General features: G+C 71.5%; 23 protein-coding genes. 17 read left to right on the top strand and 6 right to left on the bottom strand.

The window, feature by feature from the left end; translation table 11 throughout:
- Window positions 1-28: 28 nt before the first annotated feature.
- Genes G537_RS0131375 through G537_RS0131355 form a run of 5 tightly spaced genes read left to right on the top strand, consistent with a single transcriptional unit; the run spans window position 29 to window position 4,982 of the window.
- Complete coding sequence (locus tag G537_RS0131375; protein ID WP_026873407.1) at window positions 29-589, top strand: F0F1 ATP synthase subunit delta; 561 nt, start codon at window positions 29-31, stop codon at window positions 587-589.
- Window positions 589-2,118, top strand: coding sequence for a F0F1 ATP synthase subunit alpha (gene atpA, locus G537_RS0131370; RefSeq protein ID WP_026873406.1), 1,530 nt, complete (start codon window positions 589-591; stop codon window positions 2,116-2,118). Before G537_RS0131375 ends, atpA begins: the two co-directional genes overlap by 1 nt.
- A gap of 41 nt (window positions 2,119-2,159) precedes the next feature.
- Window positions 2,160-3,038, top strand: a complete 879-nt coding sequence (locus tag G537_RS0131365) for a F0F1 ATP synthase subunit gamma (RefSeq protein WP_026873405.1) — start codon at window positions 2,160-2,162, stop codon at window positions 3,036-3,038.
- Between the two features lie 52 nt (window positions 3,039-3,090).
- Window positions 3,091-4,527: a F0F1 ATP synthase subunit beta gene (gene atpD, locus G537_RS0131360; protein WP_026873404.1), complete on the top strand. Its 1,437-nt coding sequence runs from the start codon at window positions 3,091-3,093 to the stop codon at window positions 4,525-4,527.
- 29 nt (window positions 4,528-4,556) lie between these two features.
- Window positions 4,557-4,982 carry a F0F1 ATP synthase subunit epsilon gene (locus tag G537_RS0131355; RefSeq protein ID WP_026873403.1) on the top strand — a complete coding sequence of 142 codons (426 nt, stop codon included), beginning with the start codon at window positions 4,557-4,559 and terminating at the stop codon, window positions 4,980-4,982.
- A 179-nt stretch (window positions 4,983-5,161) separates the two neighbouring features.
- On the opposite strand, the gene G537_RS41025 is transcribed toward G537_RS0131355, so the two are convergent.
- From G537_RS41025 to G537_RS41020, 3 genes are all read right to left on the bottom strand, one after another.
- Window positions 5,162-5,614, bottom strand: coding sequence for a DUF3293 domain-containing protein (locus tag G537_RS41025; protein ID WP_051249360.1), 453 nt, complete (start codon window positions 5,612-5,614; stop codon window positions 5,162-5,164).
- Between the two features lie 23 nt (window positions 5,615-5,637).
- On the bottom strand, window positions 5,638-5,922 hold the full coding sequence (locus tag G537_RS0131340; RefSeq protein WP_026873402.1) for a DUF4242 domain-containing protein: 285 nt from the start codon (window positions 5,920-5,922) through the stop codon (window positions 5,638-5,640).
- Window positions 5,923-5,995: 73 nt separating this feature from the next.
- Window positions 5,996-8,434: a penicillin-binding protein 1A gene (locus G537_RS41020; protein WP_051249359.1), complete on the bottom strand. Its 2,439-nt coding sequence runs from the start codon at window positions 8,432-8,434 to the stop codon at window positions 5,996-5,998.
- 581 nt (window positions 8,435-9,015) lie between these two features.
- On the opposite strand from G537_RS41020, the gene G537_RS0131330 reads away from it, so the two are divergent.
- From G537_RS0131330 to pth, 5 genes are all read left to right on the top strand, one after another.
- Window positions 9,016-11,865, top strand: coding sequence for an Rne/Rng family ribonuclease (locus tag G537_RS0131330; RefSeq protein WP_034853562.1), 2,850 nt, complete (start codon window positions 9,016-9,018; stop codon window positions 11,863-11,865).
- Window positions 11,866-12,291: 426 nt separating this feature from the next.
- Window positions 12,292-12,504, top strand: coding sequence for a hypothetical protein (locus G537_RS0131320; protein WP_026873400.1), 213 nt, complete (start codon window positions 12,292-12,294; stop codon window positions 12,502-12,504).
- 56 nt (window positions 12,505-12,560) lie between these two features.
- Window positions 12,561-13,367, top strand: a complete 807-nt coding sequence (locus G537_RS0131315; RefSeq protein WP_034853561.1) for a MetQ/NlpA family ABC transporter substrate-binding protein — start codon at window positions 12,561-12,563, stop codon at window positions 13,365-13,367.
- A gap of 287 nt (window positions 13,368-13,654) precedes the next feature.
- A complete protein-coding gene (locus tag G537_RS0131310) occupies window positions 13,655-14,302 on the top strand; it encodes a 50S ribosomal protein L25/general stress protein Ctc (protein ID WP_026873398.1) in 648 nt (215 codons plus the stop codon).
- 28 nt (window positions 14,303-14,330) lie between these two features.
- Window positions 14,331-14,903: an aminoacyl-tRNA hydrolase gene (gene pth, locus G537_RS0131305; protein ID WP_026873397.1), complete on the top strand. Its 573-nt coding sequence runs from the start codon at window positions 14,331-14,333 to the stop codon at window positions 14,901-14,903.
- Between the two features lie 258 nt (window positions 14,904-15,161).
- Here pth and G537_RS0131300 read toward each other — a convergent pair whose 3' ends face one another.
- Both G537_RS0131300 and G537_RS0131295 read right to left on the bottom strand, forming a co-directional pair.
- Entirely contained in the window at window positions 15,162-15,413 is a 252-nt protein-coding gene (locus G537_RS0131300) for a hypothetical protein (protein WP_026873396.1), read from the bottom strand.
- Window positions 15,414-15,612: 199 nt separating this feature from the next.
- On the bottom strand, window positions 15,613-17,133 hold the full coding sequence (locus G537_RS0131295; protein WP_026873395.1) for a YifB family Mg chelatase-like AAA ATPase: 1,521 nt from the start codon (window positions 17,131-17,133) through the stop codon (window positions 15,613-15,615).
- Between the two features lie 299 nt (window positions 17,134-17,432).
- Between G537_RS0131295 and G537_RS0131290 the strand changes: the two genes are divergently transcribed.
- Entirely contained in the window at window positions 17,433-17,768 is a 336-nt protein-coding gene (locus G537_RS0131290; protein WP_026873394.1) for an MliC family protein, read from the top strand.
- Window positions 17,769-17,896: 128 nt separating this feature from the next.
- On the opposite strand, the gene ychF is transcribed toward G537_RS0131290, so the two are convergent.
- On the bottom strand, window positions 17,897-18,991 hold the full coding sequence (gene ychF / locus G537_RS0131285) for a redox-regulated ATPase YchF (RefSeq protein ID WP_026873393.1): 1,095 nt from the start codon (window positions 18,989-18,991) through the stop codon (window positions 17,897-17,899).
- Between the two features lie 233 nt (window positions 18,992-19,224).
- On the opposite strand from ychF, the gene ugpQ reads away from it, so the two are divergent.
- The 6 genes from ugpQ (at window position 19,225) to dgcA (ending at window position 26,905) form a co-directional block, all read left to right on the top strand.
- Window positions 19,225-19,956, top strand: coding sequence for a glycerophosphodiester phosphodiesterase (ugpQ, locus tag G537_RS0131280; protein WP_026873392.1), 732 nt, complete (start codon window positions 19,225-19,227; stop codon window positions 19,954-19,956).
- Window positions 19,957-20,015: 59 nt separating this feature from the next.
- Window positions 20,016-20,666, top strand: a complete 651-nt coding sequence (locus G537_RS0131275) for a DedA family protein (protein WP_026873391.1) — start codon at window positions 20,016-20,018, stop codon at window positions 20,664-20,666.
- Window positions 20,641-22,743, top strand: a complete 2,103-nt coding sequence (locus G537_RS41015) for a peptidoglycan-binding domain-containing protein (RefSeq protein WP_034853560.1) — start codon at window positions 20,641-20,643, stop codon at window positions 22,741-22,743. The genes G537_RS0131275 and G537_RS41015 overlap by 26 nt, the downstream gene beginning before the upstream one ends.
- A 181-nt stretch (window positions 22,744-22,924) precedes the next feature.
- Window positions 22,925-24,799, top strand: coding sequence for a DUF6600 domain-containing protein (locus G537_RS41010; protein ID WP_026873390.1), 1,875 nt, complete (start codon window positions 22,925-22,927; stop codon window positions 24,797-24,799).
- 106 nt (window positions 24,800-24,905) lie between these two features.
- Entirely contained in the window at window positions 24,906-25,922 is a 1,017-nt protein-coding gene (dgcN, locus tag G537_RS0131260) for an N-acetyltransferase DgcN (RefSeq protein ID WP_026873389.1), read from the top strand.
- Window positions 25,919-26,905, top strand: a complete 987-nt coding sequence (dgcA, locus tag G537_RS0131255) for an N-acetyl-D-Glu racemase DgcA (protein WP_026873388.1) — start codon at window positions 25,919-25,921, stop codon at window positions 26,903-26,905. The genes dgcN and dgcA overlap by 4 nt, the downstream gene beginning before the upstream one ends.
- The last annotated feature ends 93 nt before the right edge of the window (window positions 26,906-26,998 follow it).

The raw sequence follows: 26,998 nt of genomic DNA, 5'->3' as shown, positions 1-26,998 counted from the left end.
TCGAAACAAAACGATCGAGGGACGATCGGTGGCAGCCACAGGGTCAGGGATATCCGGCCTCGCATCCAGTTACGCGACGGCGCTGTACGCACTCGCAGATGAAGGCAAGACGCTCGACCGGACCGCGGACGATCTGCGCGGCCTGAAGGCGGCTCTGGCCGAGAGCGAGGATCTCCGCCGTCTGGTCCGCAGCCCGCTGCTGTCGCGCGACGCGCAGGGCAAGGCGATGGCCGCGGTGCTGGAACGGGCGGGCGTGTCCGACCTGGTGCGCCGCTTCGTCGGCTTGGTGGCGCGCAACCGCCGCCTGTTCGCCCTCGACGCCATGATCGACGCCTTCCTGGCCGAGCTGGCCCGCCGCCGCGGCGAGGTCACCGCCGAGGTCACCGCCGCCGCGGCGCTGACCGACCGCCAGACCGAGGCGCTGGTCGATCAGCTGAAGAAGGCCATGGGCGCCAAGGTCCAGGTCAATGTCAAAGTCGATCCCGCGCTGCTCGGCGGGATGATCGTCAAAGTCGGCTCGCGCATGGTCGACAGCTCCCTGCGCACGAAACTGGCCAAGCTGCAGCTCGCGATGAAGGGGACCGTCTGATGGACATCCGTGCCGCCGAAATCTCTGCGATCATCAAGGATCAGATCGCCAATTTCGGGACCGAGGCCGACGTGGCCGAGGTCGGCCAGGTGCTGTCGGTCGGTGACGGCGTCGCCCGCGTCTACGGTCTCGACAACGTCCAGGCGGGCGAGATGGTCGAGTTCCCGGGCGGCATCAAGGGCATGGCGCTGAACCTCGAGACCGACAATGTCGGTATCGTGATCTTCGGCGAGGACCGCGACATCAAGGAAGGCGACACGGTCAAGCGCACCGGCGCCATCGTCGAGGTTCCGGTCGGCCGCGGCCTCTTGGGCCGCGTGGTCGACGCCCTGGGCAACCCGATCGACGGCAAGGGCCCGATCCAGGACGCCAAGATGAGCCGCGTCGAGGTCAAGGCCCCCGGCATCATCCCGCGCAAGTCGGTGCACGAGCCGATGCAGACCGGCCTGAAGTCGATCGACGCGCTGACGCCGATCGGCCGCGGCCAGCGCGAGCTGATCATCGGCGACCGCCAGACCGGCAAGACCGCCGTCGCGATCGACACCATCCTGAACCAGCGCGAGATCAACAAGTCCGGCGACGAGAAGCAGAAGCTGTACTGCATCTATGTCGCGGTCGGCCAGAAGCGCTCGACGGTCGCCCAGATCGTCAAGACGCTCGAGGAATACGGCGCGCTCGAATACACCACCGTCGTCGCCGCGACGGCGTCGGAGCCGGCGCCGCTGCAGTTCCTGGCGCCCTACACCGGCGCCGCGATGGGCGAGTTCTTCCGCGACAACGGCATGCACGCGCTGATCATCTATGATGATCTGTCCAAGCAGGCCGTGGCCTACCGCCAGATGTCGCTGCTGCTGCGCCGCCCGCCGGGCCGCGAGGCGTATCCGGGCGACGTGTTCTACCTGCACAGCCGCCTGCTGGAGCGCGCGGCGAAGATGAACGACGAGCACGGCGCCGGCTCGCTGACCGCGCTGCCGGTCATCGAGACCCAGGCGGGCGACGTCTCGGCCTACATCCCGACCAACGTGATCTCGATCACCGACGGCCAGATCTTCCTCGAGACCGGCCTGTTCTATAAGGGCGTCCGCCCGGCCATCAATGTCGGCCTGTCGGTCAGCCGCGTCGGCTCCGCCGCCCAGATCAAGGCGATGAAGCAGGTCGCCGGCCGCATCAAGCTCGAGCTCGCGCAGTACCGCGAGATGGAGGCCTTCGCCCAGTTCGCCTCCGACCTCGACGCCTCGACCCAGAAGCTCCTGGCCCGCGGCGCGCGCCTGACCGAGCTGCTGAAGCAGCCGCAGTTCAGCCCGCAGCCGGTCGAGGAGCAGGTGGCGTCGATCTTCGCCGGCGTGCGCGGTCATCTCGACAGCGTGCCGGCCAACCGGGTGCAGGATTTCGAGAAGGGCCTGCTCGACGCGCTGCGCGACGAGGGCAAGGCGATCCTCGAGGCGATCCGCAACGAGAAGCAGCTCTCGCCGGAGACGGAGGAGAAGCTGAACGGCTTCATCGCGAACTACGCCAAGACCTTCGTCTGAGCGACGGTCGCACCCACCACGAGACTTGAAGGCGGGGCGCCATGCCGTCGTTGAAGGACCTCAGGAACCGGATCTCCAGCGTCAAGTCGACGCAGAAGATCACTGCGGCCATGAAGATGGTCGCGGCGTCGAAGCTGCGCCGCGCCCAGGAGCAGGCCGAAGCCGGCCGGCCCTATGCCGACCGGATGGAGCGGATGCTGGTCGGCCTGGCCGCCGGCGCCAAGACGGCCGGCCAGGGCCCGAAGCTGATCGCCGGCACCGGCAGGAACGATGTCCACCTGCTGCTGGTCGTCACCTCCGACCGCGGCCTGGCCGGCGCGTTCAACGCCACGGTGCTGCGCGAGACGCGCAAGCAGATCCGTGAGCTGCAGGGGCTGGGCAAGCAGGTGAAGCTGCTGATCGTCGGCCGCAAGGGCCGCGACAGCCTGCGCCGCGACTATGCCAGCCTGATCGTCGACAGCATCGTCGACATCGGCCGGCCGAAGCTGGGCTTCGCAGACGCCGACGCGATCGCGACCCGGATCCTCACCATGTTCGGGGCCGGCGAATTCGACGTCTGCTCGGTCGTCTACAACAAGTTCAAGTCGGCGATCAGCCAGATCATCACCGTGCAGCAGCTGGTGCCGGTGGCGATCCCGGCGGTGACCGAGGCCACGGCCTCGAACATCGTCTACGAGTTCGAGCCCAGCGAGGAGCAGATCCTGGCGGAGCTGCTGCCGCGCAACCTGGCGATCCAGGTCTACAAGGCGCTGCTCGAATCCGCCGCCTCCGAGCAGGGCGCGCGCATGACCGCGATGGACAATGCGACGCGCAACGCGGGCGACATGATCAAGCGGCTGACGCTGGTCTACAACCGGACCCGCCAGGCCTACATCACCAAGGAGCTGATCGAGATCATCTCCGGCGCCGAAGCCGTCTAAGGCGCCCCTGATCCACCGATCGCTTGAAGTCAGTTCGAGGAGCGTGAACACCATGGTCGAGACCCAGACCGGAAGCAACGTCATCGGCCGCATCAGCCAGGTTCTGGGCGCCGTGGTGGACGTCCAGTTCGATGGCGAGCTGCCCGCCATCCTGAATGCGCTGACCACCGAGATCGGCGGCAGGACCCTCGTGCTCGAGGCGGCGCAGCATCTCGGCGAGAACACGGTGCGCTGCATCGCCATGGACTCGACCGACGGCCTGGTCCGCGGCGCCAAGGTGCACGACACCGGCAACGCCATCTCGGTGCCGGTCGGCCCGGAGACGCTCGGCCGCATCATGAACGTGATCGGCGAGCCGATCGACGAGCGCGGCCCGATCAACGCCAAGCAGCACTTCCCGATCCACCGCCCGGCCCCGGAATTCGTCGACCAGGCGACCGAGGCCGAGATGCTGGTCACCGGCATCAAGGTCGTCGACCTGATCGGCCCCTACGCCAAGGGCGGCAAGATCGGCCTGTTCGGCGGCGCCGGCGTCGGCAAGACCGTGACCATCCAGGAGCTGATCAACAACATCGCCAAGGCGCATGGCGGCGTGTCGGTCTTCGCCGGCGTGGGTGAGCGCACCCGCGAGGGCAACGACCTGTATCACGAGATGATCGACTCCGGCGTCATCAAGCTGGGCGAGGACGGCTCCAAGGTGGCCCTCGTCTACGGCCAGATGAACGAGCCGCCGGGGGCCCGCGCCCGCGTCGGCCTGTCGGGCCTGACCGTCGCCGAGTACTTCCGCGACGTCGAAGGCCAGGACGTGCTGTTCTTCGTCGACAACATCTTCCGCTTCACCCAGGCGGGCGCCGAGGTGTCGGCGCTGCTGGGCCGCATCCCGTCGGCGGTGGGCTATCAGCCGACCCTGTCGACCGACATGGGCGCGCTGCAGGAGCGCATCACCTCGACCACCAAGGGCTCGATCACCTCGGTGCAGGCCATCTACGTGCCCGCCGACGACCTGACCGACCCGGCCCCGGCGACCTCGTTCTCGCACCTGGACGCCACGACGGTGCTGAGCCGCGCGATCTCCGAGCTCGGCATCTACCCGGCGGTGGACCCGCTCGACTCGACCTCGCGCATCCTCGACCCGCGCGTCGTCGGCCAGGAGCATTACGAGGTGGCCCGCGCCGTGCAGCGCACGCTGCAGGAGTACAAGGCGCTGCAGGACATCATCGCCATCCTGGGCATGGACGAGCTGACCGAGGAGCAGAAGCTGACCGTGGCCCGCGCCCGGAAGATCCAGCGCTTCTTCAGCCAGCCCTTCCACGTCGCCGAGGTGTTCACCGGCACGCCGGGCGTGTTCGTCCCGGTCGAGGAGACGGTCCGCGGCTTCAAGGGCATCGTCAACGGCGACTACGACCACCTGCCGGAGGCGGCGTTCTACATGGTCGGCACCATCGACGACGCCGTCGCCAAGGCGAAGAAGCTCGCCGAAGCCGCCTGATCTGACGCCCAAGCCTGCCGGGGACATCCATGGCCGAGAAATTCGCCTTCGAACTGGTCTCGCCCGAGAAGCTGCTCGTGGCGCAGCAGGTCGAGATGGTGGTCGTCCCCGGCGGCGACGGCCATTTCGGCGTGCTGAAGGGGCACATGTCGATGCTGTCGACCATCCAGCCGGGTGTGATCGACGTCTATGAGCAGCGCAGCGCCATCTCCAGCCGGCTGTTCGTCACCGGCGGCTTCGCCGAGGTGACGCCGGAGCGCTGCACCGTGCTGGCCGAGGAGGTGGTGCCGGTGGCCTCGCTGGACCGCGCCAAGGTCGAGCAGGAGCTGCGCGACGCCGAGGAGGACGTGGCCGACGCCAAGACCCCCGGCGACAAGGCGGTCGCCGAGCGGGCGCTGAAGCTGGCCCGCGCCAAGCTGACCGCGGTCAGCCGCAGCGTCGCCGGCCACGCCTGACCGGGCTGCCGCAACGCCGAACCGGAAAGGGCCCCGAAAGGGGCCCTTTTTTATGGAACAGGCGTAGGTTGGGTTCGCCCCGGCGAACCCAACATCCCACCGCCGGCCATCTGTTGGGTTCGCGTGCCGCGAACCCAACCTACGAGCCTCAATCGGGAAGGACCCTCGCGGGCCTTTTTTCATGGCCGGGAGAGCGCCTCGAACAGCAGCCGGGTCGGCACCAGCCGCGCCGGCCGGCCGGGGCCGAACCAGACGATCGCGTTCTGGCCGAATTCCTCCGCCAGGGCGACCAGATCCGCGGCCGGCATGTCGAGCACCAGCAGCCCCTGCTCCGGCGGCCAGGCGCCGTCCAGCCCGGCGCCGGTGTGCGGCACGGCGTCGAAGCCGCGCCGGCGCACCGCCTCGGCCAGGCGCTGCCGCGCCGCCGCGTTCTCGGCCGCCGGCGCCAGCCGGCTGCCCGGGTTGTCGGCGCTGACGAAGCCGGCCCCGGTCACGCCGCGGCCGGCCAGCCAAGCCTCGGCATCCGGGTTCCGCCGGTCGATCCGCACCTCGTGCTCGGCGCCGTCGGCCGTGAACAGGTAGCGGGTGTCGCGATAGGCTTCGAGCAGCCGGATGAACGCCGCGAGGTCCATCGCCGGTGACGCCGATGGCCGTGTCAGCCGGCCTTCTCTGTCGTCGGGTCGATCATCTTGCGGATCTCGGTGATCCTGGTCGCCGGGAAACCGCTGATCTCGGCGTGCTTGCGGATCACCTCCTCGTCGCGGGCGAGGTAGACGCAGAAGGTCTTGTTGTCGGCGACATAGCTCTCGACCCACTGGATGTCGGGGCCGATCTGCCGCAGGGCGTCGTTGGACTTGGCGGCGGCGCCGCGCAGCTGCTCGCGCTCGAGGCTGCCGACGTCGGGGATGTCGCGCTCGATGATGAACTTGCGAAGAGCCATGCGTTCCTCCCTGTGCGGCCGTCGGGCGGCGGGACAGCCCCGCCGCTTCGCTTGATCTAGGCCGCGGCGGCCGTCAGTACAGCCCGCCGGTCCCGGTCGTGGCCTCCGGCACGCTGTCGCCGAAGCTGGTGGTGCCCTGGTCGGTCGCGCCGCCGGTGCCGTCGAGCCGGTCGAGGGCGTAGCCGGTGCCGGGCTCGGTGCCGGGGCGGAAGGCCTCCCAGATCGTGTCGCCGCCGCTGCCATAGGCGGGCTGGCCGGTCAGCCGGTCGATCTTCACCAGGTTGACGCCGGGCGGGATGCGGAAGGGCGGCACGTCCTTGCCCTTCAGCGCCTCGGAGATGAAGTCGCGGAAGATCGGCAGCGCCGCGGTCGACCCCCATTCGCGGGCGCCCAGCGTCTTCGGGTCGTCGAAGCCGACATAGATCGCCACCACCAGGTCGGGCGAGAAGCCGACGAACCAGGCGTCCTTGGCGTCGTTGGTGGTGCCGGTCTTGCCGGCCAGGGTGAAGCCCAGCTTGTTCAGCGCCGAGGCGGTGCCGCGCTGCACCACGCCCTGCAGGATCGAGGTCATCTGATAGGCCGAGACCGGGTCGGCGATCTGCTCCCGCGTGTCCGGGATCACCGGCGCCGCCTGGTCGGCCCAGGGCTGGCCGCAGCTGTCGCAGGGCCGGTCGTCGTGCCGGTAGATGGTCCGGCCGGTGCGGTCCTGGATGCGGTCGATGAAGGTCGGCACCACCTTCTTGCCGCCATTGGCGATCTGGGCGAAGCCCGTCGCCATCTGCAGCGGCGTCGTGGCGCCGGCGCCGAGCGCCATGGAGTAGAGCAGCGGCATGTCCTTGTAGACGCCGAAGCGCTCCGCCGTCTCCTTGACCTTGTCGAGGCCGACCGCCTGGATCAGCCGCACCGTCATCAGGTTGCGCGACCGTTCCACGCCCACCCGCAGCGGCATCGGGCCGAGGAACCGGTGGTCGTCGTTCTCCGGCGCCCAGTCGGTGGTGCCGGTGTCGATGGTGATCGGCGCGTCGTCGATGATGGTGGCCGGGGTGTAGCCGGCCTCGAGCGCCGTCAGATAGACGAAGGGCTTGAAGGTCGAGCCGGGCTGTCGCACCGCCTGGGTGCCGCGGTCGAACTCGCTCATCGCGTAGTCGTAGCCGCCCGTGATCGCCAGCACCCGGCCGGTGTTGGGGTCGAGCGCCACCAGCGCGCCCTGCACGTCGGGGATCTGGCGCAGGCCGAATTCCTGCGGCACCGCCTTGTCCTCCGGCACCGGGCCGGTCGGCTCGACCAGGATCACGTCGCCCTTGGCCAGCACGTCGGACGGCCTCCTCGGCTCGGCGCCGACCGTCTGGTTCGGCCGCCAGGGCCGGGCCCATTTCATCTCGGCGAAGGGGATGACGCCGCGGCTCTTGTCCGAGAAGCCGATGGACGCTCCCTTGGCGTCGACGTCCAGCACCACGGCCATCTGCCAGTCGCCGGCGCCGGCCGGCCGCTCGATCGCGGCCAGCTGCCCGGCCCAGTCGTCGAAGCCTTCGATCTTCTTCAGCGGGCCGCGCCAGCCGTGCCGCATGTCGTAACTGCGCAGGCCGCCGCGCAACGCCTGGTCGGCCAGATCCTGCAGATGCGTGTCGAGCGAGGTGCGCACCGACAGCCCGCCCTGGTACAGGGCATCGTTGCCGTAGAGGCGCTGCAGCTCGCGCCGCACCTCCTCGGCGAAGTAGCTGGCGCTGACGAACTCGATCTGCCGCCGGTCCTTGGTCACCAGCGGCTCGGCCCGGGCGGCGTCGGCCTGCTCCCGGGTGATCGCCCCGTCCTCCAGCAGCCGGCCGATGACGTAGTTGCGGCGGGCGACGGCGGCGTCCAGCCGGGTCTTCGGGTCGTAGCTGCTGGGCGCCTTCGGCAGGCCGGCCAGGAAGGCGGCCTCGGAGATCGTCAGGTCCTTCAGCGGCTTGTTGAAATAGGCCAGCGACGCCGCCGCCACGCCGTAGGCGCCGCGGCCGAGATAGATCTGGTTCAGATACAGCTCGAGGATCTGCTGCTTGGTGAAGGCGCTCTCGATCCGGAACGCCAGCAGCACCTCGCGGATCTTGCGGCTGATCGCCCGGTCCGGCGTCAGGAAGAAGTTGCGCGCCACCTGCTGGGTGATGGTCGAGGCGCCCTCCACCCGGCGGCCGGAGGCGTAGTTCTGGATGGCGGAGATGCCGGCCCGGGCGATGCCCTGGAGGTCGACGCCCGGATGGTCGTAGAAGCGCTGGTCCTCGGCCGAGACGAAGGCCTGCGCCACCAGGGGCGGGATCGCCCCGAACGGCACGAACAGGCGGTTCTGGCTGGCATATTCCGCCATCAGCCGGCCGTCGGCCGCATGCAGGCGGGTGGTGATGGGCGGGGCATATTCGGCCAGCTGCGCCGTATCCGGCAGGTCGCGGCCGAAATAGCTGGCGGCCGCGAAGACCCCGATCGCCGCGATGACCAGGAGGAGGATGAGGGAGGACAGGAGCCAGCCGATCAGGCGCATCGGACCTTGGGGGCAATGGATGGGCGGCGGCCGCCGCCCCGGAACGACGGGGACGGCCCCAGCGAGGCCGGCCTCGACGCAGAAGCGAATAGGCCGCGATTGTGTTCCGTTGATGACGGTGTCGGGCCGGGCGCCTCGTGTTACCACGGTCCCGGCCGCAAGTCAGGTCTTTGCGGCAGCGAGCCCCATTACCGTTGAAATCTCCCATTGTCGAGAGTGCGGTGCCTCGGTATCGTGGCGGCGCGACAGTCTGCCCGATCGTTCGATCGGATGTCCGGGTCCCCCGGATCTCCGGGTCGATCGCGCGGCGACGCATCGATTTCCGCCGTGGAACGCCTCTTGTCGAACGGCCGGCACGCGATGCGCAGCTGCGGTGTCGGGCGACATCGAGGATCAACTCGAGGCCGTGCCCCGGCGCATCCGCGCCGGACCGGTGGTCGCGGACCCTCCCGTCTGGCCAGCTGCGAAGCGCCGTTCTCGGGTGATCACGGTTCGCGTCCCCGGCGGCTTCGGCAGGACAAGGACGCGCCGCTGCCCCGTGAGTCGCGCGGGGCGGCCGGCAGCGTCGCCAGGGTTTATACATGGCGAAGAGAATGCTGGTGGACGCCACCCATGCGGAAGAAACGCGGGTGGTCGTTCTGGACGGCAATCGGCTCGAGGAATTCGATTTCGAGACCGAAGCCAAGAAGCAGTTGAAGGGCAATATCTACCTGGCCAAGGTGACGCGGGTCGAACCCTCGCTCCAGGCCGCCTTCGTGGAGTATGGCGGGAACCGGCACGGCTTCCTCGCCTTCTCCGAAATCCATCCCGACTACTACAGGATCCCGATCGCCGACCGCGAGGCGCTCCTGGCCCGCCAGGCCGAGGAGGCCGAAGAGGCCGAGGCCCAGGCCGCCGAGCCGGCGCCGCGCCGGCGCCGCGGCCGCGACCGCCGCCCGGCCCGCGCCGAGGCCGAGGCCGGCCCGAGCGAGGTGGTCGAGGTCGTCGAGGCCGCCGGCGACGCGGTGGCAGGCGAGGTGATCGCCGCCGACGCCGTCGCCGCGGAGAGTTTCGGCGAGACCCTGTCGACCGAGGGCGACAGCGGCCCGGTGGCGCTGCTGGCCCCGGCCGAGGCGCCGAAGGGCGACGACCCGACCCCGGCCGAGGGCGAGAACGGCAACGGCAATGGCAACGGCCATGACGGCGAGCCGGAGGCCGGCGTCGAGGTGCTGGGCGGCGACGAGGCCGAGGAGGCCCGCGACCGCCGTTCGAAGCTGCCGAACTACCGCAACTACAAGATCCAGGAGGTCATCAAGCGCCGGCAGATCATGCTGGTGCAGGTGACCAAGGAGGAGCGCGGCAACAAGGGCGCTGCGCTGACCACCTACCTGTCGCTGGCGGGGCGCTACTGCGTCCTGATGCCGAACACACCGCGCGGCGGCGGCATCAGCCGGAAGATCGCCAATCCCAAGGATCGCAAGAAGATGAAGGCGATCATGGATGACCTGGACGTGCCGGAGGGCATGGCTGTCATCCTGCGGACGGCGGGGCTGGAGCGCACCAAGCTGGAGATCCGGCGCGATCTCGACTACCTGCTGCGGCTGTGGGATTCGATCCGCCAGACCACGCTGCAGTCGACCGCGCCCTGCGTCATCCACGAAGAGGCGAACCTGATCAAGCGGGCGATCCGCGACCTCTATTCCAAGGATATCGAGGAGGTCCAGGTCGCCGGCGAGGAAGGCTACCGCGTCGCCAAGGACTTCATGCGCATGCTCATGCCGAGCCATGCCAAGAAGGTGCAGCGCTACGAGGACGACAACGTCCCCCTCTTCCACCGCTTCAACGTGGAAGGCCAGATCGATGCGATGCACAGCCCCGTCGTGCAGCTCCGGTCGGGCGGCTACATCGTCATCAACCCGACCGAGGCGCTGGTCTCGATCGACGTCAACTCCGGCCGCTCGACCCGCGAGCGGAACATCGAGGAGACGGCGTACAAGACCAATCTCGAGGCCGCCGACGAGGTCGCCCGCCAGCTGCGGCTGCGCGATTTGGCCGGGCTGATCGTCATCGACTTCATTGACATGGAGGACGACCGCCACAACAAGGCGGTCGAGCACCGGCTGAAGGAGGCGATGCGGCAGGACCGCGCCCGCATCCAGATCGGCCGGATCAGCGCCTTCGGCCTGCTCGAGCTGTCGCGCCAGCGGCTGCGCCCGAGCCTGATGGAGACGCATTTCGAGACCTGCGCCCATTGCGGCGGGCTGGGCATGACCCGGACCACCGGCTCGGCGGCGCTGTCGGTGCTGCGCGCGATCGAGGAGGAGGGCATCCGCAAGCGCGCCTCCGAGATCACCGTGCACGTCGCCACCGCCCTGGCGCTGTACCTGTTCAACCAGAAGCGCGACGCCCTGGCCGACATCGAGCGGCGCTACGGCGTGCGGGTGATGATAGAGGCCGATGACAGCCTGATCCCGCCGGCGCACCGGATCGAGCGCACCCGCGCCCGCGGCGCCGAGCTGCCGGCCCCGGCGGCGCCGGTCGACAACACCGCCCGGATCATGGCGGAGACCGACGCCGCGCTGGAGGCCGAGGCGGCCGAGGTCGAGGACGAGGAGGAGGTCGCGGAGGCCCGCGAGCCGGCCCGGCCGCAGCAGCAGCGCCCGGCGCAGCCGCCGCAGCACGGCCAGCAGGCCGAGGGCGAGGCCGGCGGCCGCAGGCGTCGCCGCCGGCGCCGGCGCGGCCGGCGCGGCGGCGAGGACGGGCATCGCGTGGAGCCGTCCGCGGTCGCGGCCGACGGCAGCTTCGGCTACGACCCGCGCGAGGCGGAGGACGAGGAGGCCGCCCCCGAGGAGCGTGTCGACGAGCCCTTCACCGTCGAGGCCGCCGACGCCGCCAGCCATGCCGAGCCCGAGGCAGAGGCCGAGCCGGTCGCCGCCGAGCCGGCGCCTGCCGAGGCGGCGGCGCCCGAGGCCACCCCGGCCGAGGACGAGGCCAAGGGCCGGCGCCGCGGCCGTCGCGGCGGTCGCCGCAAGAAGGGCGAGGAGGCCGAGCCCTTCGTGGTCGAGGCCGCCGACGCCGCCAGCCATGCCGAGCCCGAGGCCGCCGCGGCGCCGGAGCCGGCGGAAGCGGCGGAAGCCGTGACCGCGCCGGAGCCCGCCCCGGCCGAAGCGGTCGAGGAGGCGCCGAAGCCGAAGCGCCGCGCCCCGCGCCGCAAGAAGGCCGAGGTCGCGGCCGAGCCGGCTGTCGAGGCCGCCGCCCCCGAGCCGGCGGCGGAACCCGAGGCGGCGGCGCTCAACGGTGCCGAGCCCGAGCCGGCCCCGGCGGAACCCGCGCCCGAACCTGCCCCGCAGCCCGAGCCCCCGGCCGAGAATCTGGCGGTCGAGGCCAATCAGGTGATCAACCAGCCGCCCGAGGCGCCGAAGCGCGGCTGGTGGCGGCGCGGCGCCGGCTGAGCCTGCCGACAGCGGAACCGAAGAGCCCGCCCGGTCCTGCCGGGCGGGCTTTTTGCTGCGGGAGCCCCGACAAACACACAGCTCATCGGTAGATTTTTTATGATTGACATATCGATGCGCATGTTAGAGGGTCGGCACCGATCTTCGGATCCGCGGGATTTTGACGGAAGCAGCTTGCGCCGCGTCACCAAACGCTAAAGCGCCACGACGTGAGTTCGTGGTTCCGGCAGTTGATGCTGAGGAGCCGACCGATGTCTTCTTCGACCCTGCCCATCCTCTCCGCCGCCGCGCCGACCCCGGCTTCGTCGCGCACCGGCTGCATGCGTCGCGCCTGTCGCTGTTGCTGATCGCGGGCCCCGCCCGCCGCAACCCGTCCGCACGACCGACGCAGCGCCCCGACCGGGCGCCCGAGAGAGGATCCCTTCCATGGCTGACGCCTTCATCATCGTCGCCGGCGGCCTGACCGCCGGCATCGTCACGCGCGAGCCGCGCGGTTTCCGCTTCTACGCCTCCGACGCCGCCTTCACCCCGCTGGAGGGCCGCCTGTTCCGCACCACCCGCGCGGCCGGGCGGGCGGCGCATGCGGCGCTGACGACGATCAGCCGCCGCCAGCGCCGGACGGATCAGGCCCGGGCCTGACCCGCGGCGCGCAATCGCGCTATCTCTTTTCGATCCCAGACGTGCAGGAGCACACCATGTCCCGTTTCCCGCTGAAGCGCGGCCTGATCGGCCTGGCGCTCGGCCTCGTCCTCGGCATCGCCGCCAGCGGCAGCGCCGCCGCCGCCAGCATCAAGCTCGGCGTCATGGGCGGCAGCGAGGAGGAGATCGCCGAGGTCGCCAAGCAGGTGGCGGCCAAGAAGGGGCTCGAGGTCGAGCTGATCACCTTCTCCGACTACGCCATCCCGAACGAGGCGCTGGAGCACGGCGAGCTCGACGCCAACGCCTTCCAGCACAAGCCCTATCTGGACGCCCAGATCGCCGCCCGCGGCTATCACATCGTCCCGATCGGCTACACCATCGTCGAGCCGATCGGCCTGTATTCGAAGAAGTTCGACAAGGTCGAGTCGCTGCCGGACGGCGCCAAGATCGGCATCCCGAACGATCCCAGCAACGGCGGCCGGGCGCTGAACCTCTTGGCCGCCCACGGCCTGATCAAGGTGGCGGAGGGCAAGGGCCTGACCCCGTCGCTGCTCGACGTCACCGAGAACCCGCACAACTTCCAGTTCTCCGAGCTCGACGCGGCGCAGCTGCCGCATGCCCTGCCGGACCTGGACGGCGCGATCATCAACACCAACTACGCGCTGGAGGCCGGGCTGGACCCGCGCAAGGACGCGCTGATCGCCGAGAGCCGGACCAACAACCCCTACGGCAACTTCGTCGCCGCCCGCGCCGCCGACAAGGACCGGCCCGACCTGAAGATCCTGGTCGAGTCCTACCAGTCGCCGGAGGTGGCGCAGTTCCTGGAGACCCGGTTCAAGGGCGCGATCCTGCCCGCCTGGTGAGACCGTCCGATAACGCGCGCGGCGCGGCCGTCTGACGGCGGTTTCTCCGCTTCCGGTGCTCACGGACCTATGTCCGCTGCGCTCCGGTTCTCGAAACCGCCGCCAGCCGACTCACGCCACACGCATTCTCGAACGGTCTCTGAGGCTTCGCATGACCGGGGCTGCCGCCCCGGCCGTTGCGCAGCCGGACCATTTCTGCTAGACGACCGCGCTTGCGTGGGACCTTTCCCACGCCGGACCGACGCCGGCACCCCTGGAGGCCGGCGTCTTCACTTAGGAGAGAGCCGATGGCCGAAACCATCAAGATCACGGCCGAGGCGCGGGACCGGGCCGGTAAGGGGGCAGCCCGGGCAGCGCGTCGGGCCGGGATGATCCCGGGCGTCATCTACGGCGACAACAAGCCGCCGGTGCTGTTCAGCGTCAATGCCCACTCGATGCTGAAGATCCTGCGCGACCCTGCCGCGCTGACCCATCTCTACGACATCGAGATCGGCAGCGAGCGGCATCACTGCCTGGCGCGCGACATCGCGCTGGACCCGGTGACCGACCGCGCGATCCACATGGATTTCCTGCGCGTCAGCGACAAGACCACCGTCCACGCCGACGTGCCGGTGCATTTCGAGAACGAAGCGGCCTCCCCGGGCATCAAGCGCGGCGGCGTGCTGAACGTCGTGCGCCACGACGTGGAGCTGATCTGCCGCGCCGAGTCGATCCCCGAATTCGTCTCGGTCGACCTGACCGGCGCCGAGATCGGCGACTCGCTGCGCATGAGTGCGGTCAAGCTGCCGGAGGGCGTGCGCCCGGCCGTGGCCGACCGTGACTTCGTGATCGCCACCATCGCCGCGCCGTCGGCGGTCCGCGCCGAGGCCGCCGAGGCCCAGGCCGCGGCGGTGACCGGCGAGGCCGCCCCGGCCGCCGAGGAGTCGAAGGCCTGATCAAGGCCGGGCGGATCGGGAGGATTCGATGCTGCTGTTCGTCGGCCTCGGCAATCCCGGCTCGCAATACGCCTATCACCGGCACAATGTCGGCTTCATGGCGCTCGACGACATCGTCGAGCGCCATTCCTTTTCGTCCTGGAAGCTGAAGTTCCAGGGCCGGCTGGCGGAAGGCCGGCTCGGCGCCGAGCGCGTGCTGGCGCTGGAGCCCACCACCTATATGAACGAAAGCGGCCGGTCGGTCGGCGAGGCGATGCGCTTCTACAAGCTCACGCCCGACGACGTCGTCGTGTTCCATGACGAGCTCGACCTCGCGCCCGGCAAGGTCCGGGTCAAGAAGGGCGGCGGCACCGCCGGCCACAACGGCCTGCGCTCGCTCGACGCCCATATCGGGCCGGAGTTCTGGCGCGTCCGCATCGGCATCGGCCATCCCGGCCACAAGGACCGGGTGCATGGCTGGGTGCTGGGAGACTTCGCCAAGGCCGACGAGGCCTGGCTCGACCCGCTCCTGGAGGCGATCGCCGACGCGGCGCCGCTCCTGGCCGAACGGGCGGCCGAGAGATTCATGACCCGGGTTGCCCAGGCCACGCAGGCGGCGTGATCCGCCGCGTCGGGACATGGCAGCCCGGCTGACCTTTGCTGCGCTGCACGACTACCCCCTTGATCCGATCGTTCCGGGGGCGCATCCTCCAGCCACGTGGTCGGCATAGCCGGTAACGCGTATTGGCCAGCCGCAACGCCCGTGCGGCGACCTCCGTCAGAATGGCAACCCGGCATCGTCGGGTGAGCCTGCGGACAAAGGAGCACCACGAGGAGCCGCCGAGGCGGCTCCTCTACTGTTTGGGGCTCGGGTTTTCCTTCAGCGCGGTGGGATCGGCGTCTGCGCCAGCAAGGTGCTGGCCGGCGCCACGCATTGGAAGCCGATGTAGTTCCACTGCCGGTTGGCGGCCAGCGCGGTGCGGCCGGACTGGCCGCAGTAGCGGTCGGCGGTGGCTTGGGCCCCCGCGGCGCCGCGCTCGTTGAAGGTCTCCACCACGACGAAACGCTTGGCCGGCTGCGGGACGCAGGCGCCGGCCAGGACCGCGACAGACAGCAAGAGAATCGAGCGCATCGGCGGCGTTCCCCGTCAGATTCGGGTGAAGGTGATTGCCTGGACGGAAGCGAGCCGTGCCAGGATCACAGAAATTCCGCCGATGGCCAACCCCGGCTTGATTGGGTCCGGCAGCATTTTTCTGCCGCCGCCGATGGATTTTCCTATTATTTTATGGGTTGTCGCTCGATTCGACTGCCGGACCGGATGCCGATACTGGCTATCCGGCGACGGCCAGCCGGCGATAGGACAGCGCCTCGGCGATCTGGGCCCGGCCGACGGTCTCGGCGCCGGCCAGGTCGGCCAGGGTGCGGGCGACGCGCAGCACCCGGTGATAGCCGCGGGCGGAGAGGCGCAGCCGCTCCGCCGCCTGGGTCAGGAGGGCGGCGCCGGCCGCATCGGGCGCCGCCACCCGTTCCAGCACCGCGCCGTCGGCCTCGGCATTGGTGGCGATGCCGTCTTCGGCATAGCGCGCCGCCTGGATCTCGCGCGCGGCCGCGACCCGGGCCGCCACCTCCGCCGTGCCTTCGGCCGGCGGCGGCAGCGCCAGGTCGGCGGCGGAGACCGCGGGCACGTCGACATGCAGGTCGATGCGGTCGAGCAGCGGGCCCGACAGGCGCGACTGATAGTCCTGGCCGCAGCGCGGCGCCCGGCCGCAGCCCAGGGCCGGATCGCCGAGATGGCCGCAGCGGCATGGGTTCATCGCCGCCACCAGCAGGACCCGGGCCGGATAGGTGATGTGGGAATTGGCGCGGGCGATCACCGCCCGGCCGCTTTCCATCGGTTGGCGCAGCGATTCGAGCGTGGCGCGGGCGAATTCCGGCAGCTCGTCCAGGAACAGCACGCCGCGATGGGCCAGCGAGATCTCGCCCGGCCGGGTCCTGAGGCCGCCGCCGACCAGGGCCGGCAGCGAGGCGGAATGGTGCGGATCGCGGAACGGCCGGCGGCGCATCAGCCGCCCGCCTTCCAGGAGCCCGGCCACCGAATGGATCATCGACACCTCGAGAGCCTCGGCCGGCGACAGCGGCGGCAGCAGGCCGGGCAGCCGCGCCGCCAGCATCGACTTGCCGGATCCGGGCGGGCCGATCATCAGCAAGTTGTGATTTCCGGCAGCGGCGATCTCCAGCGCCCGCTTCGCCGTCTCCTGCCCCTTGACGTCGCGCAGGTCGAGGCCGGGCCCGTCCGCCGGCGCCACCAGCGGCTCCGGCTGCGTCAGCACCTGGGTTCCCTTGAAGTGGTTCACCAGGGCCAGCAGCGTCGGCGCCGCCAGCACGTCGATGCGGCCTTCGGCATCGGCCGCCCAGGCCGCCTCCGGCCCCGAGGCGGCCGGGCAGATCAGGCCGAGCCCGCGCTCCGCCGCGCCCAGCGCCGCCGGCAGCACGCCCGCGACCGGGGTCAGCGCCCCGTCCAGCGCCAGCTCGCCCAGCGCCATGTACTGGCCGACCTCCTGCACCGGCAGCACGTCGAGCGCGGTGAGCAGGCCGAGCGCGATCGGCAGGTCGAAATGGCTGCCCTCCTTCAGCATGTCCGCCGGCGCCAGGTTGACGGTGATGCGCTTCGGCGGCAGGGCCAGGCCGAGGGCGTGCAGCGCCGCCCGCACCCGTTCCCGGCTTTCCGCCACCGCCTTGTCCGGCAGGCCGACCAGGGTGATGCCGGAGAAGCCGCCGGAGACCTGCACCTGCACGTCGACCGGCGCGGTCTCGATCCCCTGGAACGCGACCGTGGCGATCCGGGCGACCATCTAGGCGGAGCCTGAGGAGTGTGGAGAGGCTGGCATCTTCATACAGAAATTGTGTTTTTGGCAAAAGCACAACCATTACTTCGCATCCCGCGGGCGCTGTCAATGGCTCCCGGCGCCGTCCGGCCGCAATCAGATGCGAGCTGCGTCAGTATCGACGACCCGATGCTGTCAGTCGCGGCGTACCGGACGATCGACAGGCGGTGAAACGTCAGAACAAAAGGCCTGCGGCTGCGTTGTTCAGGCACATTGCGGCCCGCCACGTCGGCGGAGCCGCCCGAACGATGCCAGGAGCTAGAGCCATGATCCGTCGCCCGGTCCTCGTCACCTCCATGCTGGCCCTCGCGGCGCTGGCCGCCTGCGGCGACGACACACCGAATCCGACCGCGAAGACCGAAGCCGTGGCGACCCGCACCGTCGGCTACCGCTGCGCCGACGGCACCACCTTGTCCGCCGGCTTCACCGGCGATGCGCTGGTGCTGGCCGATGGCGGCAACACGATCACGCTGCAGCGCGCAATCTCCGGCAGCGGCGCGCGCTACACCAACCCCTACGGCGCGGAGTTCTGGGACAAGGGCGGCCAGGCGACCTACAGCCGCATCGCCGGCGCCGCCAGCACCACCTGTACGGCGGGGTGATCCGCCGGTTCGTCATCCCGTGCGCGCTGCGGCGCGGAGTGCCGCGGCGCAGACACGGGATCTCGGAGGGATGCTGAAGAGATCCCCGCTTTCGCGGGGATGACGTCGAGGGAAGACGGAGCCGAGGGTCACACGTTGAAGCGGAAGTGGAAGATGTCGCCGTCGCGGACGACGTAGTCCTTGCCTTCCTGCCGCATCTTGCCGGCGTCCTTGGCCCCCTGCTCGCCACCCAGGGCGACATAGCTGTCGTAGTCGATGGTCTCGGCCTTGATGAAGCCGCGCTGGAAGTCGGTGTGGATCACCCCCGCAGCCTCCGGCGCGGTGGCGCCCACCGTGACCGTCCAGGCCCGCGCTTCCTTCGGGCCGACGGTGAAGAAGGTGAGGAGGCCGAGCAGCTTGTAGCCGGCGCGGATCACCTTGTTCAGCCCCGGCTCCTCGAGCCCGATCGAGGCCAGGAATTCCTGCTTCTCCTCGGGCGGAAGCTGCGCCAGCTCGGCCTCGATGGCGGCGGAGATCACCACCGCCTCGGCGCCCTGGGCCTTGGCCATCGCCTCGACCCGGGCCGAGTGGGCGTTGCCGGTTGCCGCCTCCTCCTCCGCCACGTTGCAGACATAGAGCACGGGCTTGGAGGTCAAGAGCGCCAGCCGCCGGAACGGCTCGCGCTCCTCCGCCGACAGCTCGACCGTGCGGGCCGGCTTGCCCTCGCGCAGCACCGCCAGCGCCCGCTCCATCAGGTCGATCTCGGCCTTGGCCTCCTTGTCGCCGCCCTTGGCGCGCTTGGCGGCGGACTGCACCCGCCGCTCCAGGCTCTCCATGTCGGCCAGCATCAGCTCGGTCTCGACCGTCTCGGCGTCGCGCACCGGGTCGACCGACCCCTCGACATGGGTGACGTCGCCCTCGAAGCAGCGCAGCACGTGCAGGACCGCGTCGGTCTCGCGGATATTGGCCAGGAACTGGTTGCCCAGCCCCTCGCCCTTCGAGGCGCCGCGGACCAGCCCGGCGATGTCGACGAACTCCAGCTGCGTCGGGATGATCTTGGCCGAGCCCGCGATCGCCGCCAGCCTGTCCAGCCGCGGATCGGGCACGCCGACGCGGCCGGTGTTCGGCTCGATCGTGCAGAACGGGTAGTTCGCCGCCTCCGCCGCCTGGGTGGAGGTCAGCGCGTTGAACAGCGTCGACTTGCCGACATTGGGCAGGCCGACGATGCCGCAATTGAATCCCATGGGTCTCGTCCGGATCTCTCGAATCGGGGGCCCGTCTAGCACGGATGGTCCGGCGTGGGGAGTCGCGGCCGGGGCCGCCGCACTTGACGCCGGCTCGGCGAGGGTGGCACCTGAGAGGGAAGACCGTCCTGACGAGCTGCCGGCATTTTCCGTCCGGGCGAGTGAGCCGGACCGTTTCATCCAGCCGAAAACCGCCTCCCGCAGTGCCCTCGACGCCCCCGGAGACCAGCCCCATGACCCTGACCCTGCCCCGAGTCATCGGCCATCGCGGCGCCGCGGCCCATGCGCCGGAGAACACCCTGGCCTCGATTCGCAAGGCCGCCGCGCTGGGCGTCGAGATGATCGAGTTCGACGTCAAGCTGACCCGCAACCGGGTGCCGGTGGTGATCCATGACGACACGCTGGACCGCACCACCGACGGCAGCGGCGCCGTCGCCAACGCCGATTTCGCGGCGCTGCGCATGCTCGACGCCGGCCGCAAATTCGCGCCCGAGTTCCGCGGCGAGCGGATCCCGACCCTGGACGAGGTGCTGACCCTGGCACTGGAGCTGGGCCTGGCCGTCAACATCGAGATCAAGCCCTGCCCGGGCCGCGAGGTCGAGACCGCCGAGGTGGCGCTGGCGGCGGCGCAGCGGCTGTGGCCCGCCGACCGGCCGAAGCCGCTGATCTCCAGCTTCGCCATCGAGAGCCTGATGAAGGCCCGCGAGATCGCGCCCGACTGGCCGCGCGGCTATCTGATCTGGGAGCGGCCGGCGGTCTGGGCCGCCAATGCCGACGCCATCGGCGCCGCCACCATCAATGTCAGCCACGAGAAGGAGACGCCGGAGACGATCGCCGAATACCGCGCCACCGGCCGGCCGGTCCTGGCCTACACGGTCAACGACCCGGAGCGGGCCCGCACGTTGTTCGATCTCGGCGTGGCCGGCGTCTTCTCCGACGCGCCCGACCGCATCCTCGCCCTCTGATCGCCGCTTTTGCCGTCGATACGGGGCGCCGCTGAGATCGGCCAGGAGAGGTTTGGCGCGTGCAGGGCTTCATCGACCAGACGATCGCCTTCATCGGCACCCATGCCGGCTGGGCCGGGCCGATCATCCTGGTCTTCGCCTTCGGTGAATCCTTCGTCGTCCTCAGCCTGCTGCTGCCGGCCACCGCCGTGCTGGTCGCCGCCGGCACGCTGATCCAATCCGGCACGCTGAGCCCGTGGAACGTGATCCCCTGGGCGATCGCCGGCGCCGTGCTGGGCGACGCCGTCTCCTACTGGATCGGGGCATGGCTGGAACATCGGGTGGAGCGGATCTGGCCGTTCACCCGGCACCCGCAGATGCTGCGGACCGGCCGGAACTTCTTCGCCCGCTGGGGCGGCATCAGCGTCTTCATCGGCCGTTTCCTCGGCCCGGTCCGCGCCGTGATTCCTCTGGTGGCCGGCATGATGGGGATGCGCCAGATCCCGTTCCAGATCGCCAACATCGCCTCCGCGATCGCCTGGGCGCCGATCTGGGTCGGGCTCGGCTGGTTCGCCGGCGAGACGCTGAGCCGCATCTTCGGCATTGAAGAAGCGGCGCCGCTGCTGATCATACTCCTGGTCGTCATGACGTTGGCCGGCGTCATGGCGGCGTTCCGCCTGCTGGCCCGCAAGAGCAAGACCCCGCATGAAGATCGCCCGGATCGCCCCTAGCCTCGCCGTCGCGCTGGCCCTCGCCGCCGCGGCCGGACCGGCGCGGGCGGACGGGCTGGACGATTTCTTCAGCAGCATCCGCCGCCAGTTCGAGGAGCCGGCCCGGCCGAGCCGGTCGCAGAGCTGCGCCCAGACCGAGGCCGAGGCGCATGTGCTGGCGACCACGGCGGAGAGCGATCTGGGCCGGGTGCGGGCGCGGATCGACCGGATCGAGCGCGAGGCCGGCACCGGCACCACCCGCGCCTCGATCGACCAGGCGGCCCAGACGGCAGCCCAGGCCCAGGGCCTGTCGGCGAAGCTGCGGCGGGCCCAGGCGGCCTATCGCACCATCATCGGCCAGTGCGGCCGGCCCGACCTGCAGAGCGAGCGGCTGGGCAGCCTGGCCCGCCGGCTGGACGCCGAGGCCCGGCGGGCGAACCGGCTGGCCGACCGGATCGCCTCGACCCCGACCGGCGCCCTGCCCGGCGGCCCGCAGGCCTGTCCGGCGCTGGTCGACGACGCCCGGTCGGTGCAGGCCGACACGGCCACGGTCCTCGACCGCACCAGTCGGCGCCTGCGCGATCTGGAGGCCGCCGATCCGCTGGCCGGCCGCACCGGGGCCCTGGCGGTCGCCGACGACATTGCCGAGCAGCGCCAGCGCGTCGACACCATCGATGCGCGCGCCGCGACGCAGGGCCCGGACTGCACCCAGGCCGCGGCGATCCGCGACCGCGCCGCCGCCGACCGTCAGTCGCTGCAGGCGCTGCAGGACCAGGCCGACAGGCTGATCGGCCCGCCGGCGCCGGAGGAGGCCGAACCGACGCTGAGCACGGCGCAGCGGCGCCGGATCCAGCAGCGCCTGGCCGCGCTGGGCCATTACCGCAGCCCGGTCGACGGCCTGTTCGGCGACGCCACCCGGCGGGCGATCGCCGTCTATCAGCGCGCCGCCGGCGCCGCCCCGACCGGCCGCCTGACCCGTGCCCAGGCCGATGCGCTGCTGGCCGACCCGGCGACGGCGCCGCCCCGACCGCTGGTCCAGGCGGCGGAGGCCGCAACGGCCGCTGCGGCGGCTGCCCAGCCGGCACCGCCGGCGCCCTCCTCCGCTTCCGGGCAGACGCCCCTGGCGTCGGCCGAAGCCCCCGCGGCGCCGGCACCACAGACATCCGCCTCGGCTGAAGCGCCGCCGGCCGCCCCCTTGCCGCCGGCCGCCGAGCCGCCGCCTGCGGCGGAACCGCCGGCCCGGTCCCCCGCGCCCGCGGAGCCGCCGGCCGCCGCTGCGAGCCCGGCGCCTCCAGCGTCGATAACCGCCCAAGCATCGACGCCTGCGGCCGAGACCCCTCCGCCGCCGGCTGCCGAGACCGCGCCGCCGGCACCGCCCGCCCAGCAGGCGCCGGCCGCCCCGATCGCCCCGACCCAGCCCCCGGAAGCGGCGGCCGAACCGGAGGCCGTGCCGTCGGCCCGCGTCGCCGCCCGGTTGATCGAGGCTCTGCGCCACTGGCCGCAGCCGCCGGTGGTGACGGCGCCCCCCGCGCCGGACGCAGCCCCCGCGGCGCCGGATCCCTTCGCCGAATTCTACGCCCGGATGCGCGGCCATGCCGCCAATGGCGAGATGCAGGCGGTGCAGGCCGGCCGCTACGAGCTGGTGGGCAGGGCGCTGCTCGAGCACGGCGCCGAATCGACGCAGATGCTCGACGCCGACCTGCTGCTGGTGCAGGCGGCCCAGGCCCTCGACGCACGGGCCGACGCCCGGCGCAGCCTGACCGCGGCGGCGCCGCTGATCGGCCGGCTGGGCGGCGGCGAGAACCGGCGGTCGCGGCAGGCGCTCGAGGCGGCGACGGCCTGGCTGGGCCTGCGCATCGTCGCCGCCGACCTGCTGGAGGCGGTCGGCACGGCGAAGGCCGAGCCGCTGGACGGCGCCACGGCCGACCGCATGGCCGAGCGGCTGGACCAGATCGAGCAGGTGATGGCCCAGGCGGAGGACGGCGTCGACGAACTGACGGCCCAGGCCCTGTTCCTGCGCGCCGCGGTGCTGGCCTCGGCCGGCCGCATGCCGGACGACCCCGAGCTGAAGGCCGAGATCGACCGCCTGCTGAACTGAACCGGCGGCCGGCCACCTCACCGCGAATTCATCCGATGGTCAGCCTCGCGCAATCCCGCCCCGCTTAGCTTCAGGGCTGCGGACGTGCGCTCGCGCCGGCACCGGGCCCCGTCCCGCCGCCGGCGCCGAACGGGGATGTCGGGCCGCCCTGCCGGTGGCACCGGCGGCCGAGGAGGAACGGATGAGAGCGCAGATCCTGGCAGGGGTCGCCGCGGCGGCCCTGCTGTGCGGCGCGGTGCCGGCGCGGGCGGACGATCCGCCAGCCCGGGTCGGGCGGCTGGCCGACATCTCGGGCGCGGTGTCGCTGCGCCCCGATGCGAGCCAGCCCTGGGCGGTGGCCGCCCGCAACCAGCCGGTGACCACCGGCATGTCGTTCTGGACCGAGCCGCAGGCCCGCGCCGAGCTGGAGATCGGCCCGGCCGAGCTGCATCTCGGCGACCAGGCCGAGCTGGACATCCAGAGGCTGGACGATGCCGCCTTCGCCGCCACGCTGGACCAGGGATCGGTCAATATCGACATCGCCGACCTGGAGGCGGGCGAGACCTGGACCGTCGACACGCCGCGCGGCACGGTCACGCTGGAGCGGCCGGGCGAGTACCGGATCGACGCCGGCACCACCCAGGACCCGACCCAGGTGGTGGTGTTCTCCGGCGAGGCGCAGATCGAAGGCAGACCGGACGGGCCGGTCGACATCCAGGGCGGCGAGACCGGCGTGGTCAGCGGCAGCGATCCGTTCAGCACCACCCTGGCGCAGTCGGCCGACCGCAGCCCGCTGGACGACTGGGCCGATGGCCGGATCCGGACGGCCGCCGCGGCGCCGCGATACGTCCCGCGCGCCATGACCGGCTGGCAGGACCTGGAGGCCGCCGGCAGCTGGAAGGAAACGCCGGCCTACGGCGCCGTCTGGTACCCGACCGACGTACCGTCCGGCTGGGTGCCGTACCGCTACGGCCGCTGGACCTATGACGACCGCTGGGGCTGGACCTGGATCGACGACCAGCCCTGGGGCTTCGCCCCGTTCCATTACGGCCGCTGGACCTATGTCGACGACCGCTGGGGCTGGGTGCCCGGCCCGGTCGAGGCGCATCCGGTCTACGCCCCGGCGCTGGTCAGCTTCTTCGCCGGGGCCGCGGTCGGCGCCGCCGTCACCGCGGCGGTCGACAGCCATCCGATCGGCTGGTATCCGCTGGGCCCGGGCGAGATCTACCGCCCGCCTTACCGGGCCAGCGACACCTATGTCCGGAACGTGAACGTCACCAATGTCCGGAATGTCGAGATCAACCGGATCACCAACATCCACAACGGTCCGACCATCGTCGAGGGTGACGCCAACCGCCGCTTCGCCACGGTGGTGCCGGCCCAGGTCCTGGCCGCCCGCCAGCCGGTGGCGCATGCCGCGCTGGCAGTGCCGGCCGAGCAGCTCGACAAGGCCCGGCTGACCCCGGTCTCGACCCTGCCGCATCCGGCCCCGGCGGCTGCCGGCCAGCCGCCGGCGCCCCATCCGGCGCTGGCCCGCGCGCCGGGCGGCCGGCCGCCGCTCGCCGCCGCCGATCCGAACCGGCCGCATCCGCCGGCGCCGAGCCGGCCCGCCCAGCCGATTGCCCACGCCCAGCCGGACCACCCGCCCCTGCCGGAGCGCGACCAGCGCGGGCCCGGCGTGCCGAACGGTCCGGCCGCGGCCCAGGCCGGTCCCGCGGAGCACCCGCTGCCGAATCGTCCGCCGCTGCCCGAGCGCGGTCAGCGGCCCGCCGATGCGCCGGCCGGGGCCGCAGCCCCGAAGCCGCCCATGACGGCCGCGCCGCCGACGCCCGGCCGGCCGCTCACCGGTCATCCCGGACCCGAGCCCTCGGCCGCGGCGCGTCCACCGGCAGCTGGACAGCCGCACCATCCGGCGGTCGTCCAGCCGCAGCACGATGCCGCGGCCGCACCCCATACCGCGCCGCACATCGCCCGGCCGCCGGTCCATCTGCAGCCGCAGATCCAGCGCCGGCCGCCCCCGCCGGCGCCGCGGCGCCCGCCGCCGGAAGAGCGGCGGCAGGATCAGCCGCAGAACTGATGCGCCGGGACCCTCACCGCCGGTTATGACGTCCCGATGCCGCGGTCCTGGCCTGCCCTTCGATTCCCGCTACACTCGCCGCGACCGTTGGTGAGGAGCCCGCATCGTGGACATCAGGCGCCCCTATCTCCTGTTCCTCGGGGATGCCCCCGACCAGCTCGCGGCCAAGACCGCCTATGGTGTGGCGCAGTGGCGCCGCGAGGTCTGCGTCGGCCAGCTGCGGCTGGACGGCTGCCGCGCCACCTGCGGCCTGCCCGACCTGACTCTGGAGGAGGCGGCGGCGAAAGGGGCGCAGACGCTGATCATCGGCGTCGCCAACCGCGGCGGCCGGATCTCCGACGCCTGGCAGGACACGATGCTGCGGGCGCTGGAGCTGGGCATGGACATCGCGTCCGGCCTGCACAACCGCATCGCCGACCTGCCGGCGGTGGCGGAGCGGGCGAAGGCGCTGGGCCGCAGCCTGTTCGACGTCCGCCACCCGGACCGAGACTTCGAGGTCGCGACCGGCGCGCCGCGCGGCGGCCGGCGCCTGCTGACCGTCGGCACCGACTGCTCGGTCGGCAAGATGTTCACCTCGCTGGCGCTGGAGCGCGAGATGCGGGCCCGCGGCCTGAAGGCCGATTTCCGCGCCACCGGCCAGACCGGGATCCTGATCGCCGGCGGCGGCGTCTCGGTCGACGCCGTGGTCGCCGACTTCATCTCCGGCGCCACCGAGTGGCTGGCACCCGAGGCCGAGCCCGACCATTGGGACCTGATCGAGGGCCAGGGATCGCTGTTCCACGCCTCCTATGCCGGGGTGTCGCTGGGCCTGCTGCACGGCGCCCAGGCCGAGGCGCTGGTGATGTGCCACGAGCCCGGGCGGCCGCATATGCGCGGCCTGCCGCACTTCCCGCTGCCCGATCTGGCCGAGTGCATCGCGCTGAACGAGCGCTGCGCCCGCCTGACCAACCCCGACGCCAGGGTGGTCGGCCTCGCCTTCAACACCTCGGCGCTCGACCCGCAGGCGGCGGAGCGGGCGCTGAAGGAGGCCGAGGACCGCTTCGGCCTGCCCGCGGTCGACCCGGTCCGCACCGGGGTCGGCGCCATCGTCGACCGGCTGGTCGCCCCGTCGGCAGACCAATGACCGGCCGCCGGCTTTCGGTCCGCGAGGCGGTGTGGCCGATCCGCGGCGTCTTCACCATCTCGCGCGGCAGCCGCACCGAGGCGCGGACCCTGATCGCCGAGATCGCCGCCGGCGGCGCGGTCGGCCGCGGCGAATGCACGCCCTATGCCCGCTACGGCGAGAGCCTGGAGAGCGTGACGGCGCAGATCGAGAGCGTGGCCCAGGCGATCGCCGATGGCGCCGACCGGCCGGGGCTGCAGGCGCTGCTGCCGCCGGGCGCCGCGCGCAACGCGGTCGACTGCGCCCTGTGGGACCTGGAGGCCAAGCTGGCCGGGGTGCCGGCCTGGGCCCTGGCCGGGATCCCCGAGCCGGGGCCTGTCACCACGGTCTACACGCTGAGCCTCGACACGGTGGAGCGGATGGGCGAGGCGGCGCGGCAGTCGGCGCACCGGCCGCTGCTGAAGCTGAAGCTGACCGGCGACGGCGACCTGGAGCGGGTCCAGGCGGTGCGCGAGAACGCGCCGGACTGCCGGCTGGTGGTCGACGCCAACGAGGCCTGGTCGATCGCCCATCTGGAGCGCTTCGGCCCGGCCTTCGCCGCCCTCGGCGTCGAGCTGATCGAGCAGCCGCTGAAGGCGTCGGAGGACGATGCGCTGCTGGGCTTCGAGAGCCCGATCCCGCTCTGCGCCGACGAGAGCTGCCACGACACCGCCAGCCTGGACCGCTGCGCCGGCAAATACGCCATGGTCAACATCAAGCTGGACAAGGCCGGCGGGCTGACCGAGGCGCTGCGGCTGCGCGCCGCGGCGCGCGAGCGCGGCTTCGCCGTGATGGTCGGCTGCATGGTCGCCTCCTCCCTCGCCATGGCGCCGGCGACGCTGGTGGCGCAGGGGGCGGAGGTGGTGGATCTCGACGGGCCGCTGCTGCTGGCGCAGGACCACGATCCTGCCCTGCGCTATGATGGCGCCACCGTCTGGCCGCCGGAACCGGCGCTCTGGGGCTGAGCGGGTCTGACAGCGGGCGGCGCACGCGGCCCTCGAAATCCGGAGACGGCGCACCTAGATGAAGGGAGCTTGCGCTGCGCGAGGGGCGGGACC

This window comes from Inquilinus limosus DSM 16000, assembly GCF_000423185.1.
In the GTDB taxonomy this organism is placed as follows: Bacteria; Pseudomonadota; Alphaproteobacteria; order DSM-16000; family Inquilinaceae; genus Inquilinus; species Inquilinus limosus.
The sequence above is the reverse complement of the archived record's forward strand: the minus strand, read 5'-3'. Positions and strand labels throughout refer to the sequence as shown.